Annotated in this window: 20 protein-coding genes and 1 tRNA gene; 15 read left to right on the top strand and 6 right to left on the bottom strand. The window is 70.4% G+C overall.

Annotated features, from left to right (window positions below):
* Positions 1-72: 72 nt before the first annotated feature.
* Positions 73-1,632 (bottom strand): acyltransferase, encoded by a 1,560-nt coding sequence (locus I6J71_RS43860; RefSeq protein WP_239154248.1) that lies wholly within the window; start codon positions 1,630-1,632, stop codon positions 73-75.
* 191 nt (positions 1,633-1,823) lie between these two features.
* Between I6J71_RS43860 and I6J71_RS43855 the strand changes: the two genes are divergently transcribed.
* On the top strand, positions 1,824-2,975 hold the full coding sequence (locus I6J71_RS43855; protein WP_204092233.1) for a glycosyltransferase family 39 protein: 1,152 nt from the start codon (positions 1,824-1,826) through the stop codon (positions 2,973-2,975).
* Positions 2,976-2,978: 3 nt separating this feature from the next.
* Here the strand turns inward: I6J71_RS43855 and I6J71_RS43850 are convergent, their stop codons facing one another.
* The 3 genes from I6J71_RS43850 to I6J71_RS43840 form a co-directional block, all read right to left on the bottom strand.
* On the bottom strand, positions 2,979-6,662 hold the full coding sequence (locus tag I6J71_RS43850; protein ID WP_204092232.1) for an FkbM family methyltransferase: 3,684 nt from the start codon (positions 6,660-6,662) through the stop codon (positions 2,979-2,981).
* Positions 6,655-7,845, bottom strand: coding sequence for a hypothetical protein (locus tag I6J71_RS43845; protein WP_204092231.1), 1,191 nt, complete (start codon positions 7,843-7,845; stop codon positions 6,655-6,657). Before I6J71_RS43845 ends, I6J71_RS43850 begins: the two co-directional genes overlap by 8 nt.
* A gap of 133 nt (positions 7,846-7,978) precedes the next feature.
* Positions 7,979-9,244 carry a hypothetical protein gene (locus I6J71_RS43840; protein ID WP_204092230.1) on the bottom strand — a complete coding sequence of 422 codons (1,266 nt, stop codon included), beginning with the start codon at positions 9,242-9,244 and terminating at the stop codon, positions 7,979-7,981.
* A 161-nt stretch (positions 9,245-9,405) separates the two neighbouring features.
* Between I6J71_RS43840 and I6J71_RS43835 the strand changes: the two genes are divergently transcribed.
* The 4 genes from I6J71_RS43835 (at position 9,406) to I6J71_RS43820 (ending at position 11,834) form a co-directional block, all read left to right on the top strand.
* Entirely contained in the window at positions 9,406-9,894 is a 489-nt protein-coding gene (locus I6J71_RS43835; RefSeq protein WP_204092229.1) for a hypothetical protein, read from the top strand.
* A gap of 109 nt (positions 9,895-10,003) precedes the next feature.
* Positions 10,004-10,609: a hypothetical protein gene (locus I6J71_RS43830; RefSeq protein ID WP_204092228.1), complete on the top strand. Its 606-nt coding sequence runs from the start codon at positions 10,004-10,006 to the stop codon at positions 10,607-10,609.
* 170 nt (positions 10,610-10,779) lie between these two features.
* A complete protein-coding gene (locus tag I6J71_RS43825; protein WP_204092227.1) occupies positions 10,780-11,346 on the top strand; it encodes a DUF2716 domain-containing protein in 567 nt (188 codons plus the stop codon).
* A gap of 86 nt (positions 11,347-11,432) precedes the next feature.
* Positions 11,433-11,834, top strand: a complete 402-nt coding sequence (locus tag I6J71_RS43820) for an immunity 7 family protein (protein WP_204092226.1) — start codon at positions 11,433-11,435, stop codon at positions 11,832-11,834.
* A gap of 264 nt (positions 11,835-12,098) precedes the next feature.
* Here the strand turns inward: I6J71_RS43820 and I6J71_RS51525 are convergent, their stop codons facing one another.
* Together I6J71_RS51525 and I6J71_RS43810 are read right to left on the bottom strand one after the other, a co-directional pair.
* Positions 12,099-12,506, bottom strand: a complete 408-nt coding sequence (locus tag I6J71_RS51525; RefSeq protein WP_370542053.1) for an alkaline phosphatase family protein — start codon at positions 12,504-12,506, stop codon at positions 12,099-12,101.
* 1,383 nt (positions 12,507-13,889) lie between these two features.
* Positions 13,890-13,962 (bottom strand) — tRNA-Gly (locus I6J71_RS43810).
* A gap of 220 nt (positions 13,963-14,182) precedes the next feature.
* On the opposite strand from I6J71_RS43810, the gene I6J71_RS43805 reads away from it, so the two are divergent.
* The 10 genes from I6J71_RS43805 to I6J71_RS43760 all read left to right on the top strand — a co-directional run bounded on the left by I6J71_RS43805 (position 14,183) and on the right by I6J71_RS43760 (position 23,808).
* Positions 14,183-15,838 carry a sigma-70 family RNA polymerase sigma factor gene (locus I6J71_RS43805; RefSeq protein WP_204092224.1) on the top strand — a complete coding sequence of 552 codons (1,656 nt, stop codon included), beginning with the start codon at positions 14,183-14,185 and terminating at the stop codon, positions 15,836-15,838.
* A gap of 108 nt (positions 15,839-15,946) precedes the next feature.
* The gene (locus tag I6J71_RS43800) at positions 15,947-16,387 is read left to right on the top strand and encodes a DUF983 domain-containing protein (RefSeq protein WP_204092223.1); all 441 of its coding nucleotides are present in this window, start codon (positions 15,947-15,949) and stop codon (positions 16,385-16,387) included.
* Positions 16,388-16,460: 73 nt separating this feature from the next.
* Positions 16,461-17,321 carry an Fpg/Nei family DNA glycosylase gene (locus I6J71_RS43795; RefSeq protein WP_204092222.1) on the top strand — a complete coding sequence of 287 codons (861 nt, stop codon included), beginning with the start codon at positions 16,461-16,463 and terminating at the stop codon, positions 17,319-17,321.
* Between the two features lie 59 nt (positions 17,322-17,380).
* Complete coding sequence (locus I6J71_RS43790) at positions 17,381-17,689, top strand: hypothetical protein (RefSeq protein WP_204092221.1); 309 nt, start codon at positions 17,381-17,383, stop codon at positions 17,687-17,689.
* A 205-nt stretch (positions 17,690-17,894) separates the two neighbouring features.
* Complete coding sequence (locus I6J71_RS43785; RefSeq protein WP_204092220.1) at positions 17,895-19,193, top strand: sensor histidine kinase; 1,299 nt, start codon at positions 17,895-17,897, stop codon at positions 19,191-19,193.
* Between the two features lie 18 nt (positions 19,194-19,211).
* The gene (locus I6J71_RS43780; RefSeq protein ID WP_204092219.1) at positions 19,212-20,057 is read left to right on the top strand and encodes a S49 family peptidase; all 846 of its coding nucleotides are present in this window, start codon (positions 19,212-19,214) and stop codon (positions 20,055-20,057) included.
* Positions 20,058-20,199: 142 nt separating this feature from the next.
* Entirely contained in the window at positions 20,200-21,033 is an 834-nt protein-coding gene (locus I6J71_RS43775) for a LytTR family DNA-binding domain-containing protein (RefSeq protein WP_204092218.1), read from the top strand.
* A gap of 4 nt (positions 21,034-21,037) precedes the next feature.
* Positions 21,038-21,544: a hypothetical protein gene (locus tag I6J71_RS43770; RefSeq protein WP_204092217.1), complete on the top strand. Its 507-nt coding sequence runs from the start codon at positions 21,038-21,040 to the stop codon at positions 21,542-21,544.
* A 67-nt stretch (positions 21,545-21,611) separates the two neighbouring features.
* Positions 21,612-23,399 carry a cation acetate symporter gene (locus I6J71_RS43765; RefSeq protein WP_204092216.1) on the top strand — a complete coding sequence of 596 codons (1,788 nt, stop codon included), beginning with the start codon at positions 21,612-21,614 and terminating at the stop codon, positions 23,397-23,399.
* A gap of 91 nt (positions 23,400-23,490) precedes the next feature.
* Positions 23,491-23,808, top strand: a complete 318-nt coding sequence (locus I6J71_RS43760; protein ID WP_204092215.1) for a DUF485 domain-containing protein — start codon at positions 23,491-23,493, stop codon at positions 23,806-23,808.

Here is a 23,808-nt window from a genome sequence, read left to right as displayed (position 1 = left end):
AGGTGTGAGTTACGCCGTGTCGGTGAACGTCGTCCCACGCTCGGACGCCTTACCGGCAGAGCATCGCCTCACTCAGCGATGTGTTCGGCGGAAGGAGCTCCCATGGTGTGGGAGGTCGTCGTGGTCGCCGCGCTGGCCGTGGTTTTCCTGGTCAGGCTGGTGCTGCAGCTCAAACGGGGGTGACGGGCGGCGCCGCGGGGTGCTTCGCTGCGCGCGAGGCTCGGCCGTGCGGTCGGAGCCGGCTTCCGCCGTGAGCGGGGGCCGGGGCCGTGGACGCCGCGACGTGACCGCTCGCGTGATCACGGTCTTCTCCGCGTCCGACTCCGGCGCCGGCGGCTTCGGGAGTTTCGGGGCCGGCGGCTTCGCAGCCCGGTTGCCGTTGGGCGGCGTCTGCGGGTTCTTGGGCGTGCTCTCGACGGCCAAGGTGCCGTTCAGCGACCCCGCGTCGGCAGCCGGGCGCGACTTGGGCGCCGAGTGCCGCGGCCGCTGCGCGATCTTCGGGATCTCGATCGTGATCTCGCTGGTCACCTTGATCGGCGCCGGCTTCGCGCGGTACGAGAGCTTGCGAGCCAGCGCGTGGCTCGGCCGTTCCACGTACCGGTAGCTCACCTCGACCACGGCGAACACCGCCGGGATCACGATCAGCAGCGCGATCGGCAGCGGCACGGCTGGGCGCAGCAGCTGTAGCAGCACGAACGACACGAGCATGTGCAGCAGGTAGATCGAGTAGCTGCGCTCGGACACGATGGTCCAGAACTTCCGCTGCTTGAGCTTCGGCTCCGCCATCATGCCCAGCATGAACAGCACCACGGCGAACGCCATCGAGAGGTTGTAGGAGGTGTCCACGCGGCCCACGTCGATGATGTCCGCCAGCACGTACAGCGACCAGGCGACCGCGCCGTACAGCGCCCCCGTCCACAGCGGGATCTTCTTCGCACTGCTCGCCCAGATGATCTGGCCGATGATCATCACCGGCAGGTAAGACACGTTCACCGCGAACAGGGAGTACGACGGGCCGAGCTGCGAACGGCTCATCATCACCACGAAGATGAACGTGAGCTCTACCGCGATCGCGAGCCACACCCAGCGGCGCAGCAGCGGCACCACGGCCATCAGCAGCACGTAGTAGACGACCTCGACGATCATCGACCACGCCACCGGCACCAGCACCACCTGCGGGTAGATCAGGTAGTTCACCAGCAGGGTGTTGGTCGTGATCGTGAGCGGGTTGAGCTCCTGCGACTGCCCGGTCGAGGGTGGGTGCAGGTTCACCACCAGCATCAGCGCGGTGAGCAGCACCACGAACAGCATCGGCGCGTACACGCGGATCAACCGGTTCAGGGCGAACCGCCCCTGCCCCTGGCGCAGCGCGATCGGTGTGACGACGAAGCCGCTGACCACGAAGAAGAACGGCACGGCGATCTCGCCGATGCCTTGCGTCGACATGTGCATCGGGTCGCTCGTGAGCGCCTCGACGAAGTTGATGTACGGGGCGCTGTCGTGCTTGGCGATCACCCACGGGTGCGCGATGTGGCTGTAGAAGACGAGCAGGGCGCCGAGGCCACGGCCGATGTCGATGAAGACGATGCGGGTTTTCTTCTCGACAGGAGGCTGGTCAACCAGCGCGACCACCCCCTGCTCCTCGGCTGATTCCCCCGAGCAGCGTAGCGCCTTGCTCCTGGGCTGCGGACCGCTCCCCGGAAATGCGCGGGAGGCGAGAAAAACTACCCACGGAGTTCTGGCCTCGGAATATGCCGTGAGTAGGTACCATCGGGTAGGAATTCGTCCCATTTCCCCCCGAGCCGTTCAGGAGTTCCGCGCGAGTGCAGTCCACCACCCTCGCCGCGGGCCTCGAACCCCGATCGGCTTTCGCCACGAGAGTCCGCCCGGCGCTGCCCGCGGTCGGGTTGTACGTGCTTTTCCAGCTCCTGGCCTTCGGGGTGCTGTGGCTCATGAGCTGGAAGGCGGACGTGTCGCCGGGCCGCTTCGTGGGCGCCTTCGATGCGAACTGGTTCACCGCGGTCGCCGACCATTGGTACACGCAGCCGGTCACGATCGGCGCTGATGGCGTGCCACAGGAGAACAGCCTGGCGTTCTTCCCGCTCTACCCGGCGTTCATCGCCCTCCTCGGGCTGCTCGGGTTGCCCGCGCTGCCTGCGGCGCTGACCGTCACCCTGCTGGCCGGGTGCGCGGCGGCGTGGGGTCTCTTCGAGTTGGGGCGCGACTTCGCCGGGCCGCGGGTGGGAACGCTGCTGGCGGTGTTGTGGTCCATCACGCCCGGCGCAGTCGTGCTGCACCTGGGGTACTCCGAGTCGCTGCTGGTGGCGCTCGTCGCTTGGACACTGGTCGCGCTCGGCCGCCGGCAGTGGCTGCTCGCCGGTGGGCTGAGCGTGCTGGCGGGACTGACCCGCGCCGGCGCGGGAGCACTGGTGGTCGCGGTGTGCGTGGCCGCGCTGGTCGCCGTGGTGCGCCGGCGGGACGGCTGGCGGCCGTGGGTGGGCGGGCTGGTGGCGCCGCTGGGCTTGCTCGGGTACCTCGAGTACATCGCGGTGCGCACTGGTCGCGTCGACGGCTGGTTCTGGCTGCAGCAGGCGTGGCACATGAGTTTCGACTTCGGTCGTTTCACGTGGATCCAAGTCCGCGAGGGACTCACGGCGAACACGTCGAGCTGGATCACGGTGACCGCGCTGCTGGTCATCGTCGCGGTCGCGCTGCAGCTGTGGACCTGGATCACGCGGATGCCGCTCGCCTGGCAGGTCTACGGCACCGTCACCGTGCTGATCGCGCTGTGCTCGTCCAACTTCTTCCAGACGCGAATGCGCTACCTGCTCCCGGCGTTCGTGCTCACCGTGCCGATTGCCCTCGTGTGCGCGAAGCTTCCGAACCGCGTGCTGGCCATCCTGCTGCCGGTCATCGCCGTGGTCAGCGCCTGGTACGGCGCCTTCCTACTGACGATCGTGCACCTCAACCCCTGAACGTCAGTTCTGCGGGCTCAGCCACAGGGTGAGGAACTGCTTCTTGTCCGCACGCGCTGCCGCGATCAAGTCCACGTCACCCGGCTCCGCCGCGGAAGGTCCGCTGTCCTCGACGATCCGCACGTCGTAGCCCAGCGTGCGGTAGCCCGCGAGCACGGCTGCCGGGTCGTCGCCGAGTTCACGGATCGCCTCCGGGTCGAACTCGCAGACCACGTGGGGCCGGTCGCGGCCCAGGACCTCGTCTAGGCCCGCGAGCGCGCGGTGGTCGCGGCCCTGCAGGTCCACCTTCACCAGGCCGATCCGCTGCGCCGTCACCTCCGGCAGCGAGTCGAGCCGCACGGCGGGCACCTCGAGGCCCGGACCTTCGGTGCTCACGCGGTTGTCGCCGCTGTTGCCCTCGGACGCCTGGGTCAGCCGGACCGTGCCGGGGGAATCCCAGGCCGCCGACTCGACGACCGTGACCAGCTCGGCGGCCGCGCGGGGCAGGTTGACCTCGACGTTGCGGCGCAGGTACGCGGCGTTGACCGGGTCGGCCTCCACGGCGACCACGCGCGTGACGTCCGGCGTGGCCCGCAGCAGCCGCAGCGTGTGGTAGCCGACGTGGGCACCGACGTCGAGGAACGCGCCGTCGGCCAGGCGCGCCATCAGCTCGGCTTCGCTGTCCTCCCAGGACCGGTGGAAGACGATCCACGGGAGCATGACCTCGTCGACCGGCATGAGCAGCGAGCCGACGTCGCACGGCACCACGTCGGCGCCGTGCGGCACCGGGGCGTGGGCCAGGCGGGCCGCGTCGCCCATCGCGCCGACGTCCAGCGTCACGCGCTGAATGGCCTTCTCGTCGGCGTCGAGCCGTTCGTCGCGGGCGGCGAACATCTTGTGCACCGACGCGGAGGCCGCCTCGAGCTCGGCCCCGACCCCGCCGTAGCCGTCGGAGAGCTTCGCGACGTCCGCCTCGAGGTTGCGCAGCGCGAGGTCGGTGTCCGGTCCCCGGCGGCGCAGGTCTTCGACCGTGCCGCGCAAGCCCTCGATGCGTTCGGCGAGCCCGCGGCTCGAATCGGCGACGCGCCGGGTGTCGGCGAGCGAGTTCTCCAGCGATTCGATGCGTTCGAGCAGCCGCCGGTTGCTCTCCTCAGCGCCAGCCAGGAGCGCGCCCATCACCTTGCGCTGGTGCACGTCGTAGTGGTCGATCGCGCGCAGCACGGCCTTGCGCAGCGCCGGGGCGAGCGGAATGCGCGAAGGCGTGTCCGGCTCGGGCCGCCAGTGCAGCGCCTGCGACGCCTCCTGCAGCGGCGAGATCGGGTGCGCCGGCACGGGCTGCCCGGCGTGGCGGCCGGACTGCCAGACGCCGTACGCATGCTCCAGCTCTCGCCGCATCCACTCGGCCGCCGTGGCCATGGAGCGTTCGCGCAGGATGTACGCGCGCGCGGCCTGACCGCGCTTCGCGGCTTCGGCCGGGTCGTCGGCGACCTGGCGCATCGCGGTAGCCGCGGCGTCGAGGTCGGGGTCGGCCCAGACGGCGTCGGCGTGGTACGGGTAGTTGTCCTTGCCCACGGGGACCAGGTGGTACGGCACGGGCCAGCCCGTCGACGCGTCCAGGAACTCGGTGGTGCTGGAGTAGTTCGTGGAGATCACCGGCATCGCGCGCGCCATCGCCTCGGCGACGGTGAGACCGAAGCCCTCGCTGCGGTGCAGGGAGACGTAGCAGGTGCTGCGCTCGTACAGCTCGTGCAGCTCCGCCACCGACAGGTAGCGCTCGATGAGCTCGACGCGGTCGTCGCCGAGCACCGTGGCGCGCAGGCGCTCCGCGGCGTTCGGGTGCAGTTTCGAGTTGATCGCCTTGATGGTGAGCCGCACGTCGTCGCGACCGGGGAAGGCGCGGCGGAACGCTTCTACGGCGCCCCACGGGTTCTTGCGCTCCGCGACGCTGTTGAAGTCGAACGCGAACAGGAACCGCACCGGCTCACCCTGCTCACGCGCGGGCGGGGACGGCTCGCCCGGATCGCGCACCGGCACCGGGATCGTCTTCACCGGGATCGGCGAATGCGCGGCGATGGCGCGGCGGCAGAACTCGCTCACCGTCCAGACCTCGTCGAGCATCCCGAACGCCTCGTGCTGCCACTCGGGGAAGTCCTCGAGCTCCCAGGCCCACAGCCCGATGCGGTAGCGGCCGGCGCCGACCTCGGGGTGGTTGGTCAGGATCACGCGCGTCTGGTCGGCGTTCACCGCCAGCACGCTCAGCGGGAACCGCGGGTCGCCGACCGTCGCCGGCCGCTCGATGCCCGTGCGGTTCGACACGGCCTTCTCCTCGAGCACCGACGCCACCGGCACGCCGCCGGTTTCGATGGCTTCGAGCACGATCCGGCCCATCTCGCCCAGGCCGAGCTCGGCGGTGAGGTACCCGAGCAGGTTCACGCCGAACTCGTCCGACGGCGGGTGGCTCGCGGGCCGCTCGGCGGGCAGCGCCCACTCCGGCAGGCCGGCCTCGGACACGCCGGAACCCGCGCACCAGAAGCGGAAGTTCTCGGCGTCGGCGCCGTACGGGTGCGGGAAGGCCATCTGCAGGTCGATGCGCGACGCCCAGATCGCGTGCGTCAGCCGGTTGAGCCCGGCGGCGGCCTGCGCCTGGTCTTCGGGCGTGGCCAGCCACTCGCGCAGCGCCTGCCCGCCGTCCTCGCCGTAGGCGTGCGGCGGCACGGGCCTGTCCTTGCGCTCGGCCTTGATCCAGCCCTCGCGGAACACGCGGCGGGCGAGCTTCGGCACCTCGGTGCCGTCGCGGAAGTTCTTGAAGCCGTACGGGATCGAGTCCAGCGTCTCGGCGTAACCCGCTTCGCGCAGCTTCGCGCCGTACGAGTCGCAAATGGCGCGCAGGTCGGCGTTGTGCGACAGCAGCACCCGCGGCTTGCGCGCGCAGTGGAAGCTCAGCAGCCACGGCTTCTCCGGCCGGTAGCCGCTGAAGTGGAAGAACCGCAGCTTCGCACCACCGGCGGTGAGCGTGCCGTCTTCACCGCGCGCGATCGGGCGCTCGTGGAGGTTCCAGTACGCGACGTCGAAACCCGGGTCGGTGACCACGTGGTTGCGGAACAGCGCCGGCACCTGGTCCACCCACCGCTGGTCGGTGAACAGCTGCTGCTCGGGCGCCACGATCGCGTCGTGGCGCAGCCGGCCGGCCCAGAAGTCGAGGAACGCGCCCGCGCCCTGGCCGACGCCGATGAAGCCGAGGTTGAAGATGCCGGTGCCCATGATCACCGCGTCGTCCGGCTCGAGGCCGTCCTGCGGCAGCGGGGTCAGGAAGTGTGGCACGAGCACGATGTCGTGCTCCCGCGCCAGGCCCGTGACCTCCGGGATCGGCGCGAACAGCTCGATGTCCGGGTCGATGTACATCGCGACCCCGGACGTCTTGAGCAGCTCGCGGAGCAGGTACGGCTTGACCGACGTGGCGAGCTCGGTGACCGAGTACGCCGTGGCCATCCGCAGGTAGTCGTCCTCGTCGATGCCGAACGCCGCGGGGCCGACGACACGGATGCCGTCGTCGAGTTCCGTCACCTCGTCGCGTGGCGCGTCGATCACCGCGATCACGAAGCCGTCGCCCGGGTGGTGCTCGAGGTAGGAGCGAGCCAGTACACGCGCCGCGGGGACGTAGTTCCGGGCGACGATCGTGCAAGCGGTGGTGCCGGCGGGCTCAGGCATTGGCGGGCAGGGTGGTGAGCTGCTGGTTCAGCGCCGAGGTGAAGTCGGTCTTGACCTGTGACAGCGATCCCGGACCGGACACGTCGATCCGGACGATCACGTTGCCGTGCGAGTAGTGGCCCCGCTGCTGGGCGGACTGGCCTTCCTTCTTGTCGATCGTCGTGGCGAACACGCCGTCCGGCGCGGTGGTGTCGCGCTTCGCGCCGTTGTCCACTTGGATCGACATCAGTTTCTCGGCGGCGGTCGCCGCCGCCTGCGGGCTCGACGCCTCGGTCAGCAGCAGCGTGATCTGGTCACCGTTGTCGAGGTGGTAGACCACGAACTTGACCTTGCTCGCGCCCGCGGCCTGGTAGGCCTCGAGCTCGTCGCTGTTGAGGTACTTCAGGCCGTCGACCTGGCTGAACGACGTGATGTCGTCGTGGGTCTCGGCTTTGCCGGGCATCTGCGCGACGGCCATGGCGTCCGGCGGCTTCGGCACGTTGGACGACGCCGCGGGCTGGTTCGGCTGGGCGGTGGGCTGCTCGTTGCCGCCCCCGGTGTCGCGGCCCCAGAGCCAGTAGGCGCCGAAGGCGATCGCAGCCAGCACGACGACGGCGCCGACGATCGCGCCGATCTTCGCGCCGTTGCCCTTCTTGGGCTTCTCGGCGAAGAACTCCGGACCCTGGCGGAAGGAGTCGTTGCCCGACGGGCCGAGCGGTGGCAGGTCGCCGCCGCCCCACGGTGGGCTCTGGTCGCCCTCGGGTGCGTTCCACGGCTGCTGCGGGAAGCCACCGGCCGGGGAAGCCGGTTGCTGGAACCCGCCGGGCGGGGAGTACTGCGCCTGGGGCGGCTGCTGCGACGGCTGCACGTACTCGGTGCGGGCCGGGTCGGCGTGTTGCTGCATCTGCCAGCCCTGCACGGCCTGGGTCCGCTCGGCGCTGTTGTCGGCCGGCGATTGCTGGGGGGCCTGCTGCTGCGGAGGCTGTTGCTGCTGGGGCTGCGCCGGCACGCCCTGCGGCGGGCTGATCGGCGCGATCACCTGGGTCGAGTCCGCGCCGGTGTTCGCCTGCGGCTGGGCCGGCTGGTCCTGCTGGCCGACGGCTGAAGACAGCACCTGGTCGCGACGGATCCGGTAGTCGTCCGCGGACAGCCGCCCTGACGCGAGCTCCTCGTCAAGCCGCCGCAGCTCCTCCTGCCAGGACACCAGGGCCCCCCTTATCTGTCGGCAAGGCGACGATCGGCGCGCCACCCGACCCGATGTGTGTGACGACGTGGACATTGTGCACGGCAGTGACCCCGCGCGACCCCGCGGGTCGGGTTCCGTGTTCGGGCTCGCGTCAGCGAGCCGGCAGCGCCGCCGCGACCTTCTCGCGGATCTGCTCCACGCGTGATCGGAGCACCACCGCGTCGTCCGCGAGCGGCTGCGACACGCCGATGCCGACCGCTACCGGACCCGAGGTGTACCAGAACGCGAGCACGCGTCCGGCCGGGGCGCTGGCGGAGTAGAGGAGGTCGGTCGGCGCCGGGCCGAGCGGGGTTGCTTCGAAACCGCCGGCCGTGAGGTTCTTCTGCAGACCCTTCACGAGCTGGGCCGCCTGCGCCGGCGACGGTGTCGGGACGGCGAGCAGGATCGTGCCGTTGTCTTTGTGCGAAGTGTCGGCGTACGCGTGGTAGACGAGCTCGTTCGCGGCGGCGCCCTTCATGAGGTCCGCGTCGGCCTGCGAGACGAGCTTCAGCTCCACGGCTTTGTCCAGCGACATCGTGGAGTTGTCGGGGCCTGGGGTCCCCGCGAGCACCGGCAGCTTCTCCTCGAGCGACGCCGACGGGTCGGGGCTGCCGGTGGGTGAGGGGACCGGCGGCGCCGAGACGGTGTCGGCCGAGTTGTCCGCGTCCGGCCGGCTCCCGATGTACCAGGTCACGCCGACGATCAGCGCCAGCACCGCGAGCACGCCGAGTGACAGGAAGAGCCACGTGGGCCGCTTCTTCCGCGGCGGCGCCTCTTCCCACAGGCGGTGAAGCTCGGGTGTCTGCCGTTTGTTCAGATCAGTCGTGTCGCCCGTGACTGGGAGGTAGCCGGTGGGGTTCACGTCCGCCGGGCTCGGCGCGGTCGCGAACGACTTCTCCCCCTGCTTCGGATCCCACCGCGGTTTTCGGGTCAGCGCCGAGCGCGGCGGCCGCTCGGGCTCCGCCTTTTCGGGTTCGGCCGGCGGTTCCGTCTGCTGGGGTGCGGTCTGCTGCTGCGCCTGGCCGGTCCACAGGTCGGCCGTCTGCTGCTGGGCGTTCGGCTCGGGCGCCGGGTGCCACGCGGGCTGCGGCTGAGCCGGGTGCGCGCTCGACCGCGTGTTCCCACCGGTCGCCCATCCTTGCGCGGGCTGGTTCCACGTGACGGGCTCGGCGCTCCAGGTGCCCCCGGCCGCGCTCGGCTCCGGGGTGGGCGCGGCCGGCTCGGCCGGCGACCGCAACGGCGAAGCAACCGGCGAGGCCGCGCCTCCGCCCGACGCCTCGGCGAGCAGTTCGTCGCGCCTGCGCCGGTGCTCGGCGTGCCCGATCCGGCCGCCGGCCAGCTCGGAGTCCAGCCGCCGAAGCTCTTCCTGCCAGCTCATCGCCATCCCTCTGCCACCGGTGCGGGCCGTATTTTTTCATGCACCCGGACCTGGGCGGGTACCGGTTCGTGATCGATTTTCCACTCGCGGATCGTCGGCGAGATCATTCCGCGCCGCTCGCGCTCCCGTCCAGGGTGTAGCGGCGTCCGTAGGATCGCTGTATGTCCTCCGCCCGCGGTGAACTCGCCGCACTGGCCGTGGACCGGCTCGCCGGCCGGACCGTTCTCCCCGACGACCTGGTCGCCGCCGCGGTCCGGGCGGTGGTGGAGGGACTCGACTCGCCGACCCTGGCGGAGCTGGCCGGGCTGGGGCGCGACGACAGCGCGGCGCCCGGCCTGTTCACGCAGGTCGTGGCGGAGCTGGGCATCGAGGTGCCCGTCGACGCGGTCACGGCCCGGTGGCAGCTGCTCGGCGAAGCACTGGCCGCCCTCGCGCGCGGCGACGTGTCGGTGCACGAGGGGTCCGCGGCCGTCCGGGAGCTCGACGACCGGCTCGGTCGCCCGGAAGCGTTGCGGGAGCTGCGCCGCTGGCTCGCCATGTTCGACTCCTGGATCCCGACCGACGTCACCCCGGTCAGCTTTCCCGCCGGCCAGATCCGCCAGCAGGCTCGCGAACTCCTCGCCGGTCCCTGGCCGCCCATCACCCGTTGAGCCGCCAAAACTGTCGCACACATGTTCTAAAATTGGCGTTGTCCAGGGGAGATGCCACCCGTGCCACGGGTTGGCGTCGACGAGAACCGGTGCGGAAGGCGGCTGTCGAATGGCCTACATCACCCTGCCCACGTTCGTCGGGTACAGCGCGAGCTCGGGTCCCTCGCGCTCGGCGTTCGTGCGGCGGCAGCGGCGGCTCTACGAGGATCCGGCGCGCGCGGCGTTCAACTACTACCGCCGCGCGGCCAACGCGGTGCGTTGCGGCCGCGCGGCGCGGCAGGATGAGGTGGCCATGCGCTCGCTCGTCCACCACGCCGACGACCGCACGCGCCCGCACTACTCCGCGATCGCCGAGGGCTGGCTGCGGTACCTGGGCCGCCGCGACCCGAAGCTCGTCGAGGTCGGGCGGGCGCGCGTGCCGCTCGGCGAGCTGGAGGTGGGCGTCAACCCGCAGCTCGGCCTGCGCAAGAGCACGGGCCGCCGGTACGCCACCTGGCTGTACTTCAAGGAGGAGCCGCTGAGCCGCGACGCCGCACAGCTCGCGTTGTGGCTGCTCGACCGTGGCTTGCCGCAGATCTTGCCGGGTGCCGAGCCGCTGGTCGTCGACGTGCGCCGCGCCAAGGAGTTCACGCTCACGCCGCGCGACCGCGAGCGGCTGCGACCGTGGGCGCACAGCGAAGCCTCGGCGTTCATGACCCTGTGGGACGCGGCGTGAGGTGACGGCCGGGCCGGGGCGTGCGCGCGCCCCGGCCCGCTGCGTTCGGTCCCGGGCCACGGGTTTGTCTCAGGACGCACCCGGACGGGTGACGGTTTTTGCCCAAGGCGGCCGTGGACTGGACAATCACGGCCCCGGACACAAAGCTTTCGACAGTCTGAACCCGGCCGATGACTTTCGAGGTCGCCAAGGTGAACGCAGCAGCAGCCTGGGAACCGCTCTCACGGGTGGCGGACGAGCCCGCGTGGTACTGGGTCTACGACAAGCTCGGCTTCTGGCCGAGCACGTTTGCGCACGACTGGCCCGGTTTCCGCGAGCCGGCGCCGTCGCGCACGTGGGACCTGTCCTCGGGCGACTACGACCGCGGGTCGGCCGAGTTCCGGCTCGGGCCGTACGCGGTGGAGGAGCCCGACGTCGCGCGGATCGCGCTGGCGGCGCTCAAGGAGACCGTCCGCGAGGACGAATGGCTGTGGGTCCTGCACTGGCAGCACCAGTCGTTCAAGTTCTGGCCGCACCGTATGCCCGAGAACGCCGTCTGGCCCGTGCCGGTGTTCCCGCGCGGCGACTACCACCTCTTCCTCTCCGAGGACTTCAGCTACGGCACGCTCGGCCACCCTTGGGAGCGCACGTTGTGCGTGTTCGGCGAACGCCTCCTGCCGGCAGTGGAGAAGCACGGCGAGGGTGTGCTGACCAAGGTCCTGCGCCGCGACGGCCGCCCGAGCGCGCTGGCGCGCTGACCGTCCGGCTCGCCGGGGCCGCCGCCTGCCGCGGTGGTTCCGACCAGCGCATCGGCGCTGCTTGAACCGCTGCTACCGTTCGCGACGTGTACGAATACCACGGCTGGGTGACCATCGCCGCCACCGCGAGCGGTGACGACGACGCGAACCTGCTCGAGCGCCTCGTCGACCGCGTGCACCGCGCCGTGCGCGACGCCCGCACGCTCGACCTCGTCGATCTCCGCTGGAGCGCGGGCATGCCGATGCTGCACCTCGGCGGCCTGGACAAGCACGGCGGCGCCATCGCTCCGGAGCTGATCGAGACGTTCACCCGCGTCGGCGAGCTGGCGCCCGGTTCCTACGGGCTGTTGTACGTCTGGGACGACCAGGATCCCGACCACGACAACGAGTTCCGCGTGTTCCGCATGGCCCGGGGCCTCGTCAGCGAGCATTCGGACACGCAACTCACCCCCGTCGCGCCAACCGTGCTGGACGTCTACGAGCTGTGACACCTTGACGCACGAACGGCCCCCTCGCACCGGAGTGCGAGCGGGCCGTTCGCTTTCGCCCCGCGGGAGGCGGGTCAGTGGTGGTGCGGCGGCTGCGGTGTTTGCGGGCGGTGGCCCGGCTCCTGCTTCGGCGGCGTCTGGCCGTGCCCGGGAAGACGGGCGCGGGCAGGTTCGCCGCCTCGTAGCGCGAGAGCGTGAGCGGACCGGCGGTGCCGAGCAGCGTTGGCGGCTGCGCCTTGTGGTCGTTGAAGCGGACGGCCGACGTCAGATCACCGAAGGTGTCGCGGCGCCACTGGGAGATGTTCGGCTCTGCGACCCCGGACCTTCTTGGGGAACTGCAGTGTCGACGTGTGGTCGAACGGCTCGCTGCACACCCAGCCACCTGCCGTCCACGGCGAGATGAGGATCGCCCGGCCGAAAGGCCGTTGCCCTTGGTGCCGCCAGGCGAGGTCTTGGTGACGAACTCCTGCGGCGTGCCCGCCGGCGGGGTCGGCGGATGACGTGGTCGAGGGGGCCCTCGTTCTCGTCGTTGTTGAGGATGAACGCGGTCTTGGCCCACACGTCCGGGTCGGACGCGATGGCGTCGATCTTCGAGGTGACGAACGCCGCGCCATCGGCGGGCGTGTCGTTCGGGTGCTCCGAAGCCATCGAGGTGCAGATGATCCACGACACCGTGGGCAACTTGTCGTTGCGCGCGTCGTACTCGAACTGGCCCTCGGGGCGGCTGGGTGGCGGATTGCTTTTCTGGCGAGCTGTGGTTTGCCGTCAGCTTGTCCGCTTGCCTTGCTCGGGCTTGGTCCGGAGGATTCCTGGTTGCGTTCCGTTAGTCGGCTCGCCCTCGCGCGGGGTTTTGTGGGGCGCGGGACATCACCCCGATCTTTGACTGTCACGACGGTCTGGATCACCTTGGCAAGGCAGGAAAGCGTGCCTTGACAAGGTGGTCCAGACCGTGTGGAGGCTGGGGATCGAGGTGGCGGGAGGGGGCTGGGCGGTCCCGCGCTGCCCGTACTCGGGCGCCGGTCTCGTATCCGGCGGGCGCCGCCGGTTCGCTGGTGTGCGCCGTGTTGGATGGTCGTGCGCCGCTCGTATCTGGCTGCCGGTCTCGTATCCGGCGGGCGCCGCCGGTTCGCTGGTGTGCGCCGTGTTGGATGGTCGTGCGCCGCTCGTATCTGGCTGCCGGTCTCGTATCCGGCGGGCGCCGCCGGTTCGCTGGTGTGCGCCGTGTTGGATGGTCGTGCGCCGCTCGTATCTGGCTGCCGGTCTCGTATCCGGCGGGCGCCGCCGGTTCGCTGGTGTGCGCCGTGTTGGATGGTCGTGCGCCGCTCGTACCCGGCCGCGGGTCTTGCACCCGGCGGTCGCCGCCGGTTCGGGGTGGTTTGGCTTTGCCTGGCTGGGTGGTCCCGCGCTGCCGGCACTCGGCGGCCGGTCTCGTACCCGGCGGGCGCCGCCGGTTCGCTGGTCTTCGGCTTTGCCGTGTGGCTAGTTGCGCACTGCTCGTGTCTGGCTGCGGTGTGGCGCGCGGCATTCGCCGCGGTTCGTTGGTGCTCGGCTCTACCGGTGGGGTGGTCGCGCGCCGCCGGCACTCGGCGGCCGGTCTCGCACTGGGCGCTCGCCTGTTCGTTGGTGGCCCGCTTGCCGGTTCGGCCGGATGGCGCGCCGGCCGCAGTCGGCTGCGGTTGCCCGCATGCCGTGCGCCGCGGTTTCTCTGCTGGCGGCTCGCGGCGACTGGGCGATTCGCGCTACCCAGCCGGCCAGCTTCGACCAAAGCGTCCACCACCGGTTCCGCAGCACCCGGCCCACATTGACCGCATTCAACACGCCCATTGGCACACCGACTTTTTCAACGACCCACCGCCCCGGCCAGCCCCTCACCAATGGCGACTCACCAACGCAAATCCCCCACCACGGGCACTGCGCCCCGCGCAGTAGCCCAACCCCACCCGTGCTGGGTCGGCCACCGATGGCACCGCGGGGGTCCGGGGGGCTCGGCCCCCGGGAGATATGGCGAGGGCCACCCAATCCCACGCATTTCGTGGACAGAGTGGCCCTGGAACGAGCGGATGACGGGATTCGAACCCGCGACCCTCACCTTGGCAAGGTGATGCGCTACCAGCTGCGCTACATCCGCGTTAACCGCTTGTTGCTCGGTGTTGACAACACTCTATACCGGGGTGCCTTGGTCACTTTCGGGGGGTCCACCTTGGGTGGGCCCGAGTCTCCGGCGTGCCTCGACTCGGTGCTTCGTTGTCACATCGAGCGTACAAGGGGTGACGACGAGGTTTTCGCTCCGTATGGTGTCCCCATTCGACCGAATGGTGAGTCCTTCGGGGGAGGAGGTGCCTTGCCGGATGACCGAGCTGGGCACGGCGCCGTCACCAGCGGCCTCGGAATCCGACGAGCAGGCACTCTTGCAGCGGCTCCGCAACGGGGAAGACGCCGCCTTCGGGGAGCTGTTCGAGCTCCACGCGGGGGCTGTGCGTCGGCTCGCGCAGAGCCTCGCCTCGGACCGTTCCGAGGCGGAGGACATCACGGCCGAAACGTTCTTCCGGGTTCTGCAGGCGTTGCGGCGCGGCGCCGGGCCGCGTGACTACGTCCGCGCGTACCTCCTCACCGTCGCCCGCCGGGTTTCCTGGGAGTGGCACGGGGCACGGCGCGATGTGCCCGTGTCCGACGACGAGCTGACGTTCCGGGCGGGCGCCGGCGCGGACACCGACGCGCGGACCGCTGAGCACACGTTGATCACGACCGCGTTCACGAGCCTGCCGGAGCGCTGGCGCACCGTGCTGTGGCAAACCGAGGTCGAAGGTGAGCAGCCCGCGATGGTCGCGCCGCACTTCGGGTTGTCGGCCAACGCGACGGCGGCGTTGGCGCGACGGGCGCGGCAAGGACTCAGGGCCGCGTATCTGCAGGCACACCTCTCGGTGAACCGCGGGCCGGAGACGTGCCGCTCGGTCGTCGAGAAGCTGGGCGGTTTCACCGCGGGCAGCGTCACGGGCGCGGAGGCCGAGCGGATCAAGGCGCACCTGCTGGGGTGCGCCTCTTGCCGTGCGACGCAGGACGAGCTACGGGATGTGTGCTCGTCGCTGCGGGCGCACGCCGAAGTGCTGGTCGTTGCGGTGCCGGCGCTGGCGGGCCTCGGCAAGGTGACGGGTGTGGCCGCCACAGTGAAGAGTGTGCTGCTCGGGTCGAAGGTCAAGGTCGGGCTGGCGCTCGCATCGACGGCGGCCGCGGGCGCGGTCGGGTTCACGACCGGTCCGCTCGTGCTCGGGACGCACCCGGTGCAGGACGTCGGGTTGCACGGCGGCGCGCCCGAGCTGGCGCTGAAGCCGCCGGACCCACCGGGGCAGCAACCGCCGCCGCAGGTGCAGCACGGACCGCGCGTCGCGACGGGGCAGCTGCACGCCGCCGCGCGTCCGCAGCGTGTGGCCCACCACACCGGCGTCGGGCCGGAGCTCAAGACCAACGACGTGCCGAAGCTGCCGGACGGGCCGGTGCCGGGCGCGGGCAACGTCGCGCCGCCGCCGTCCGACGGGACCGGCCGCGTCGACCTGCCCGGCAGCGACCCGTCGGACGCGCCCATGTCGAGCCAGGAGTCCACGGATCCGCGCGCCGACACCGAGTCGGACCCGACCTCGTCCGGCGACCCGACGATCGACGGGCCGTACAACACGACGCGGACCAGGCCGCCGTCGTACGTGCCGCCGTCCTATACGTATGTACCGCCGCCGGAGACCTACCTGCCGCCGTCGGTCACGACGACGTCGCCGCCGAATGCCACGTCGACCACGAAGACCACGAAGACCAGCACGCCGACCGAGACAACCGAGACAACCGAGACGACCGAATCAACCGAGACAACGCAGTCGAGCGAGACCGAGACCGAGACTCAGACGCAGACCACGTCGACGTCGGGAACCGACAGCTCCACTTTCCAGGACTCGGGAGACCGCACCCCGTCGGATGTCACCGGTTCGGCCGATTCCGGATCCACGTCGGCGCGCTGAGCAGCGAAAATCGGGCAAACCGCTCGCCACGCTCCGTGACCACCTCGCGCCGCGGGGCAGCGTCACGGTAGCGTTGGGGGACTCGAGCGTCGCCCGGGAGGCAACAGGATGAACCGGCTGGTGCGCGGTGAAGACGGCCGCGACTGGGTGGTCCGTGCCCAGATGGAGTGGCGTGCGCCCGCCACCGCGGACGATTTCGAACACGACGTCGCCGGCAGCTACACGCCGGGCATCGCGATGCTGCTGGTCACCGCGTTCCTGGCGATCGTGCTCGTGGTCTGGACGCCCGATCAGGTGCGCGTGCCCGCATGGGTGTTCCTCGCGATCGTGCTGGTACTGCTGTTCTTCCCGTTGCGCTGGATCCTGCGCCGGCCGTGGACGGTCGTCGCGGAGACCGAGGGCGACGTGGCGGGCGACCGGCCGTCGGAGCGCTGGGTCGGTACGATCCGGGGCATGTTCACGGTCTCCGGCGAGGTCAAGCGGATCACGAAGACGATCCAGAAGCATTCGCTGCCCGATTTCGACGGGCCGCTGCACCCTGTCGAATAACACCCTGTCGAATAACAGCCCCGCGCAGTGAGGGGACCTGGCCGGATCGGGGATCACGGGTAAGACTGGTGTCATGCCCGAGTTGCCCGAGGTCGAAGCACTGGCCCACCACCTGCGCGAACACGCCGTGGGCTCCACGGTGTTCCGGATCGACGTCGCGTCGCTCAGCGTCCTGAAGACCGCCGTGCCGCCGTACACCGAGCTGCACGGCCGCGAGATCACCGGCGCCACGCGCCACGGCAAGCACCTCGACGTCGTCCTCGGCGACCTGCACCTCATCGTCCACCTCGCGCGCGCCGGCTGGCTGCGCTGGTCCGACCAGCTCTCGCCCACGCCGTTGAAGCCGGGCAAGGGCCCGATCTCCCTGCGCGTGCACCTCGACGCCGCCGCGGGCCCGGGCTTCGACCTCACCGAGGCCGGCACGAAGAAGGGCCTCGCGGTGTGGATCGTCCACGATCCCAGCGAGGTCGCCAGTATCGCGCGCCTCGGCCCCGACGCGTTGTCGCTCGACGCGTCGCAGCTGCGCGAGCTCTTCGCCGGCAAGGGCACGCGGCTCAAGTGGGCCCTCACGGACCAGTCGGTCATCGCCGGCATCGGCAACGCCTACTCCGACGAGATCATGCACAAGGCGAAGCTTTCGCCGTACGCCACCGTCGGCAAGCTCGACGAGGGCGCGCTCGAAACCCTGGCGGCCGCGATCCACGACGTCGAGACCGACGCCGTGCAGCGCTCCGTCGGCCAGAAGGCGGCGATGCTGAAGGGCGAGAAGCGCTCCGGCTTGCGGGTGCACGCCCGCACCGGCCTGCCGTGCCCGGTCTGCGGCGACACCATCCGCGAGATCTCCTTCGCCGACAAGTCTTTCCAGTACTGCCCGACGTGCCAGACGGGTGGCAAACCGCTGGCCGACCGCCGGATGTCGCGCCTGCTGAAGTAACACCGCCCTCGCGGCCGCCGAATTCCCGCACGAGATCACACCGGCCGCGAGGACGACCCATGCGCAGACCGACCACTTCGAGCTGTCACTGCTGCGGCAAGCCCGTGTCCGCCGACAACTTGGCGTGGGACTACGAATGGCCCGCGCCGTTCGCCGAGCTGCCCGCGGCCCAACTGCTCCTCCGCTCCGAGTCGTTCATCCGCACCCGCGACTTCGGCTCGGCGATCCGTGTCATCCTGGCGGTCAAGCTGGACAGCGGACACACCTCGACCCTCGGCGTTTGGCTCAGTTCAGGCCGAAGGACGCGCAACGGGTGTACGAAGCCACGAGCGCCGGCGGCGACGCGTGGGACGGCTGCCGCGTGCTGAGCAGGACGTGGCCGCACGACGAGTATCTTCGCGCGTCGGGTCGCCCTGCCGCTTCCGGGCCGAAGAAGCCGTGGTGGGAACACGTCCGTCGCTCGCAGTGACCGTGCGGCCCGGGCGAGCGGCTCGGTAGGGTTCAACTCTGGGTCGTCACAACTCGACAGAAAGTGGAGAGCAGACCTTGCACCCGGCTGGTCGAGCGCAGAGCATGGACGTCGTGTCCGCCTTCCCCCTCGCGCAGGTCGTCCCGTGGGCACTGGTCGGCGTGCTCGCGATCGTGGTCCTCGTGCTGCTCTTCAAGGTGCGCCGGCCCAAGGGCGTGATCCAGGACGCCGTGCTGCAGGCCGTGCACCGGATGTCCAAGGCCACGCCGAACCTGCGAGCCGGGCTCGACGAGGAGGCCGCCAACCGCATGACGGCGGAACTGCTCGAGGTCCTCGACTGTCTCGCCGTGGGGATCACCGACAGTGAGGGCACGCTCCTGTCGTGGGCCGGTGAGGCAACCGACCACTACCTCGACCTCGTCGACGACATCGGCACCGCGTTGCGCAAGCACCGCCGCGCCGTCGCCGACCACAACCGGCTGCCGTGCAACCACCGCGGCACCTGCAAGATGAAGACGGCCGCGATCGTGCCGATCCTCGTGGAGGGTTCGGCGGAGGCGACACTGATCGTCGTCGGGCGCACGCGCGGCAAGCTCGTGCAGATGGCCGAGGCCGTGGCGCAGTTCGTCTGCACCCAGTTCGAGCTGGCCCGCCTCGAGGAGTCGCGCAACCAGCTGAACCAAGCCGAGATCAAGGCCCTGCGGGCGCAGATCTCGCCGCACTTCGTCTACAACGCGCTCAACACGATCTCCGCGCTCATCCGCACGGACCCCGAAGAGGCGCGCGAGCTGCTGCAGGACTTCGCCGACTTCACGCGCTACTCGTTCCGCACCTCCGGCATGTACACCACGCTGGCCGAGGAACTGCGCAACATCGACCGCTACCTCACCATCGAGAACGCCCGCTTCGGCGGCCGCCTCGAGGTGCGGATGAAGATCGCGCCCGAGGTGCTCAGCGTCGTCGTGCCGTTCCTGATCATCCAGCCGCTCGTGGAGAACGCGGTGAAGCACGGCCTGGCCAGCAAACCCAGCGGCGGCTGCGTCACCGTGATCGCACAGGACTACGGCACCGAGGCGCTCATCAGCGTCGAGGACGACGGCATCGGCATGGACCCGCGCCAGCTCACCGACCTGCGCAACGCGCACCGCACCGGCGCCCACGTCGGCCTCGGCAACATCAACCAGCGCATGCGCCAGGTGTTCGGCGAGGACTACGCGCTCACCGTCGACACCGCGCCCGGCGCCGGGATGAAGGTGACGCTGCGCGTGCCGAAGTTCAAGCTCGGCGTGCGCCCCAACATGCCCGACTACTCCGCCGACGTGCCGCCGCAGGGCGAGCCCGAAGACGAGGTCGAGCACAACGGTGTGAACGGATCGCGTTCGGGCATGCTGCCCGCGCTCTGAACTGGCTAGCCTGGCGTCATGAGCGTTGCCGACAAGCTGACGTCCCGCCTGCCCGTGCTCGGTGACCGCGTCGAACGCAAAGATGTGGTCGCCGTGGTGAAGCTGCACGGCGTGATCACTCCGACGCCGTCGCCGCTGGCGCGTGGCGCGATCAATCTCGCGGCCGTCGAGTCGGCGCTGACCAGGGCGTTCGGCCACGACCGGCTCAAGGCCGTGGCCCTGCTGATCAACTCGCCCGGCGGTGCGCCGACGCAGTCGGGCCTGATCGCGGAGCGCATCCGCCAGCTGGCCGACGAGAAGAACGTGCCCGTGCTCGCCTTCGCCGAGGACGTCGCGGCCTCCGGCGGCTACTGGCTCGCGTGCGCGGCCGACGAGATCTTCGCGCACCGCACGTCGCTGGTCGGTTCGATCGGCGTGATCAGCGGTGGTTTCGGGTTCACCGGCCTGCTCGAGCGCTTCGGCATCGAACGCCGCCTGCACACGGCGGGTGTCAACAAGTCACGGCTCGACCCGTTCAGCCCCGAGAAGCCCGAAGACGTGGAGTGGCTGAAGCGGATGCACGGCCAGCTCCACGAGCTGTTCGTCGAGTGGGTCAAGGAACGCCGCGGCGGCCGGCTGATCGACACCGAGGACCTGTTCACCGGCGACGTCTGGCTCGGGCAGAAAGCGCTCGACCTCGGCCTGGTCGATGGCCTGGGTTCGCTGCGCCAGATCGTCACCGAGCGGTACCCGGACGCCGAGATCTCCGTGGCCGAGCCGAAGAAGCCGCTGCTCGCCCGGCTGGGCATCGGCGCGCCAGCGGCGGCCAGCGCGGTGCTCGACGCGGTGAGCGCCAAAGCCGCGTGGGCCCGCTTCGGGTTGTGAGCCGCGAACACCAAGTTTCACCCCGTTGGCCGCGCGGTCGTGCCGCGCTCGTGATCTCCGTTGAGGCAAACGGGGGCGAGGTCGGTCCCCGACGGGCGGATGACCGGGACGGGGCTGGACATTGCACTCGGCAATGGGCAGGATGCGAGTCACTGTGAGTGCTCATGAAGACACCCGAAGGCTCATCGTCCTGGCAGTGGACGACGAGCTGAACGGGCTCGACGAACTGACCCACGGCCTGGGGAACAACCCACACGTCCACCGCGTCTTCAGCGCGTCGGACGCCTCCGACGCGCTGCGGCTGTTCTCCCACGACGACCCGGAGCTCGTGGCCCGGCGCGCGCAGGGCCTGCCGACGGTCGACGCGGTGTTCGCCGACATCGACATGCCCGGCCTGTCCGGCATGGAGATGTCCCGGGTGATCGCGGCGATGAACCCGTCGCCGATCCTGGTGTTCGTCACCGGCCACGCCGAGGAAGCCGTCAACGCCTTCGACCTCGGCGCCGTCGACTACGTGCTGAAGCCGTTCCAGCAGGACCGCCTTGACCGGTCCGTGGCGCGCGTGCGCGAGAAGCTGGCAGTGGCCGCCGGGCCGCCCCAGGGGCAGCGGCCGGCCGGCCCGGTGAAGAACGACGACGAGGTCATCCCGGTCGAGCTCGCCGGCACCACCAAGCTCATCCCGCGCTCGTCGGTGCGCTGGGTGGAGGCGCAGGGCGACTACGCGCGGCTGTTCACCACCGAGGGCAGCCACCTCGTGCGCATCCCGCTGGCGCAGCTCGAGGAACGCTGGGAAAAGGCCGGCTTCGTCCGCATTCACCGGTCATTCCTGGTCGCGTTGCCGCTGATCACTGAGCTGCGCATGGGGCAGGGCGGCTACCAGGTCGTGATCGGCAACGAAGAGAAGGTGCTGCCGGTCAGCCGGCGGCACACGCGGGCGCTGAAGGACCGGCTCGTCGGCTCCGGCCGCGGCGGCTGACGTCGTGTCCGCACCCGACGACCCGTACCACCGCCTGGCCAACGGCGTCCGCAAACCGGACCCGACGCTGGGCAAACTACGCGAGGAAAGCGCGGTCGTGGAGCCGGTGCCGCCGGCGCCGAAGCCACTGCGCGCGTCCGAGCCCGCGCACGAACGGCCGAAGCGCCAGCGCGTGGTGCTGGCCGACCCGAAGCAGTCGGCGGGCCGCATGCGGGCGCGCATCGAGCTGGAGGAGCAGACCAGCTGGGGGAAGCTGCTGATCCGCGACCTGGTGAAGGTGCAACTGCGCACGGCCGTGCTGCTGGCGCTGCTCGTGCTCGGCGTCCTCGGGTCGATGCCGGTGCTGTTCTACCTGCTGCCCGGCGTCGCGCAGTTCACCGTGATCGGCATCCCGATCCCGTGGCTAGTGCTGGGACTGCTGCCGTTCCCGTTCCTGTTCGCCGTCGGCCTCTGGTACAACCGGCTCGCCGAACGCCACGAACGCGCTTTCGTCGACATGATCGAAAACTGAGCGTGCGTCCCGAACCGCCCCGGTAGCGGGCACCAGCGGACCGCGCGCTCGTGCGAGGATTCCAGCCGTGCAGCTGAACCCGTGGGCGTTGACCGGCATCGTGCTGGTCGCCCTCGCGACGTACTACCTCGGGTACCGCTCCTCGCGTTCGGCCACCAGCACCCACGACTTCCTCGTCGCCCGGCGAACGGTCCGTTCGCGCCGCAATGCCGCGGCCATTTCGGGGGAGTACTTGTCGGCGGCGTCGTTCCTGGGCGTCGCCGGCATTGTGCTGAAGGAAGGCGCCGACGCCACCTGGTACCCGATCGGGTTCACCGCCGGTTACCTCGCGCTGATGCTGTTCGTCGCCGCGCCGTTGCGCCGCTCCGGCGCGTACACGCTGCCGGACTTCGTGGAGGCGCGGCTCGGGTCGCTCGGACTGCGCCGCTTCGCGACGGCGTTCGTGGTGTTCATCGGGATCCTGTACATGGTCCCGCAGCTGCAGGGCGCGGGGCTTACCCTCGCCACGATCCTGCCGGTGCCCGCCTGGGTGGGCGCGGTTGTCGTCACGGTGCTGGTGGGCGTGAACGTGATCGCCGGCGGCATGCGCGCGATCACCGTGGTGCAGGCGTTCCAGTACTGGCTCAAGCTGTTCGCGATCTCGGTGCCCACGTTCATCCTGTGCCTGGTCTTCTTCTCCGGCGGCGGCCCGGGCGGCCCGCGCGCGCTGGGCTCGCCCGCACCGCCCGTGTTCACCCAGGACACGACGGTGTCGGTGCAGACCGACGTGACGGTGAAGGTCACCACCGTGACCTTCTTCTACGCAGACGGCCGCATCGACGACGGCCCCGCGCGCGGTGTCGCCCGCTGGTCGCCGCTGATCCCGCACACGGTCGAGCGGGGCACCACGCTCCGGTTCGCCGCGGGCACGCCGGTGCCGGTGATCAGCGACGCCCCGGCGACGAACGACGCGTGGCTGCACCCCGCGGCCGGCAAGATCACCGACCTGCTGCAGACGTACTCGCTGATCTTCGCGCTGTTCCTCGGCACCATGGGCCTGCCGCACGTGCTGGTGCGGTTCTACACGAACCCGGACGGGAAGGCGGCGCGCCGCACGACCGTCCACGTGTTGCTGCTGCTCGGACTGTTCTACCTGTTCCCGACGATGCTGGGCGCGCTGTCGCGGATGTACGTGCCGCAGCTGTTGCTCACGGGCAACACCGACGCGGCCGTGCTGATGCTTCCGTCGGCGATGCTGCCGGGCCTCGCGGGGCAGATCCTCGCGGCGGTGGTGGCGGCGGGCGCGTTCGCCGCGTTCCTGTCGAGCTCGTCGGGCCTGCTGGTGAGCGTGGCCGGCGTCGTGTCCACGGACCTGTTGCCCGGGCGGGTGAAGGACTTCCGGGTGGGCACGGCGATCGTGGCACTGTGTCCGCTGGGGCTCGCGTTCCTGCTGCGCACGGAGAACATCTCGCTGTCGATCGGGCTGACGTTCGCGCTCGCCGCGTCGACGTTCAGCCCGTTGCTGCTGCTCGGTATCTGGTGGCGCAAGCTGAGCTGGCAGGGCGCGCTCGCGGGCATGGTCGTCGGCGGTGGCCTGGTGCTGACGGCGCTGGGCGTGGACATCGCGAGCGGCTACGTCGGCTTCGCGCCGCCCTGGTACACGAGCCAGCCGGGCCTGATCTCGGTGCCGGCCGCTTTCCTCGTGACGTACCTGGTCAGCCGGGTGACGCGGTACGGCCGGCCCGAGCTCGTCAACGACATCATGCTGCGGCTGCACGCCCCCGACCCGCTGGGCCTGATGCGCGACCGCGCCGTCGCGCGATTCGGCCAGGCCGAGGACCGGGTGCGCGCCGGGCGTGGGCGACACCGCAAATAGACACTCTGAGTAGTGGGCTAATCACCTGATCCGACGGGTCCGCAGCAGCGTTTCCGGGGCGGAAGATCTTCTTGACGGAAGGAGGTCGCCCGTGGAGCGCACCGAGGCCGACATCGACTGGGAACTCGTGCAGGCGACACCCGAGTTCCGCCTGCTGCGCCGGCGCCTGCGCGGGTTCGTGTTCCCGATGTCAGCCGCGTTCCTGGCCTGGTACCTGCTGTACGTGCTGCTCGCGGACTACGCGCACGGGTTCATGAGCGTGCGCCTGTGGGGCACCATCACCGTCGGGCTGGTGCTCGGGCTGGCGCAGTTCGTGACGACGTTCGTGATCACCGCGCTGTACGCGCGCTTCGCGCACCGGAAGCTGGATCCGCTGGCCGCGGAGCTGCGCGCCGAGTACGGGCGCTAG

Origin of the sequence: Amycolatopsis sp. FDAARGOS 1241, from assembly GCF_016889705.1 — a bacterium.
Lineage (GTDB): Bacteria > Actinomycetota > Actinomycetes > Mycobacteriales > Pseudonocardiaceae > Amycolatopsis.
This window is presented reverse-complemented; position numbering and strand designations above follow the sequence as displayed.

What these genes read in the sequence shown, in the direction of transcription:
- I6J71_RS43850 (WP_204092232.1), bottom strand. Translation starts at nt 6,662, where the DNA reads ATGCCTGAGCCCGCCGGCACCACCGCTTGCACGATCGTCGCCCGGAAC.
- I6J71_RS43840 (WP_204092230.1), bottom strand. Translation starts at nt 9,244, where the DNA reads ATGAGCTGGCAGGAAGAGCTTCGGCGGCTGGACTCCGAGCTGGCCGGC.
- I6J71_RS43835 (WP_204092229.1), top strand. Translation starts at nt 9,406, where the DNA reads ATGTCCTCCGCCCGCGGTGAACTCGCCGCACTGGCCGTGGACCGGCTC.
- I6J71_RS43830 (WP_204092228.1), top strand. Translation starts at nt 10,004, where the DNA reads ATGGCCTACATCACCCTGCCCACGTTCGTCGGGTACAGCGCGAGCTCG.
- I6J71_RS43825 (WP_204092227.1), top strand. Translation starts at nt 10,780, where the DNA reads ATGACTTTCGAGGTCGCCAAGGTGAACGCAGCAGCAGCCTGGGAACCG.
- I6J71_RS43805 (WP_204092224.1), top strand. Translation starts at nt 14,183, where the DNA reads ATGACCGAGCTGGGCACGGCGCCGTCACCAGCGGCCTCGGAATCCGAC.
- I6J71_RS43800 (WP_204092223.1), top strand. Translation starts at nt 15,947, where the DNA reads ATGAACCGGCTGGTGCGCGGTGAAGACGGCCGCGACTGGGTGGTCCGT.
- I6J71_RS43795 (WP_204092222.1), top strand. Translation starts at nt 16,461, where the DNA reads ATGCCCGAGTTGCCCGAGGTCGAAGCACTGGCCCACCACCTGCGCGAA.
- I6J71_RS43790 (WP_204092221.1), top strand. Translation starts at nt 17,381, where the DNA reads ATGCGCAGACCGACCACTTCGAGCTGTCACTGCTGCGGCAAGCCCGTG.
- I6J71_RS43785 (WP_204092220.1), top strand. Translation starts at nt 17,895, where the DNA reads ATGGACGTCGTGTCCGCCTTCCCCCTCGCGCAGGTCGTCCCGTGGGCA.
- I6J71_RS43780 (WP_204092219.1), top strand. Translation starts at nt 19,212, where the DNA reads ATGAGCGTTGCCGACAAGCTGACGTCCCGCCTGCCCGTGCTCGGTGAC.
- I6J71_RS43775 (WP_204092218.1), top strand. Translation starts at nt 20,200, where the DNA reads ATGCGAGTCACTGTGAGTGCTCATGAAGACACCCGAAGGCTCATCGTC.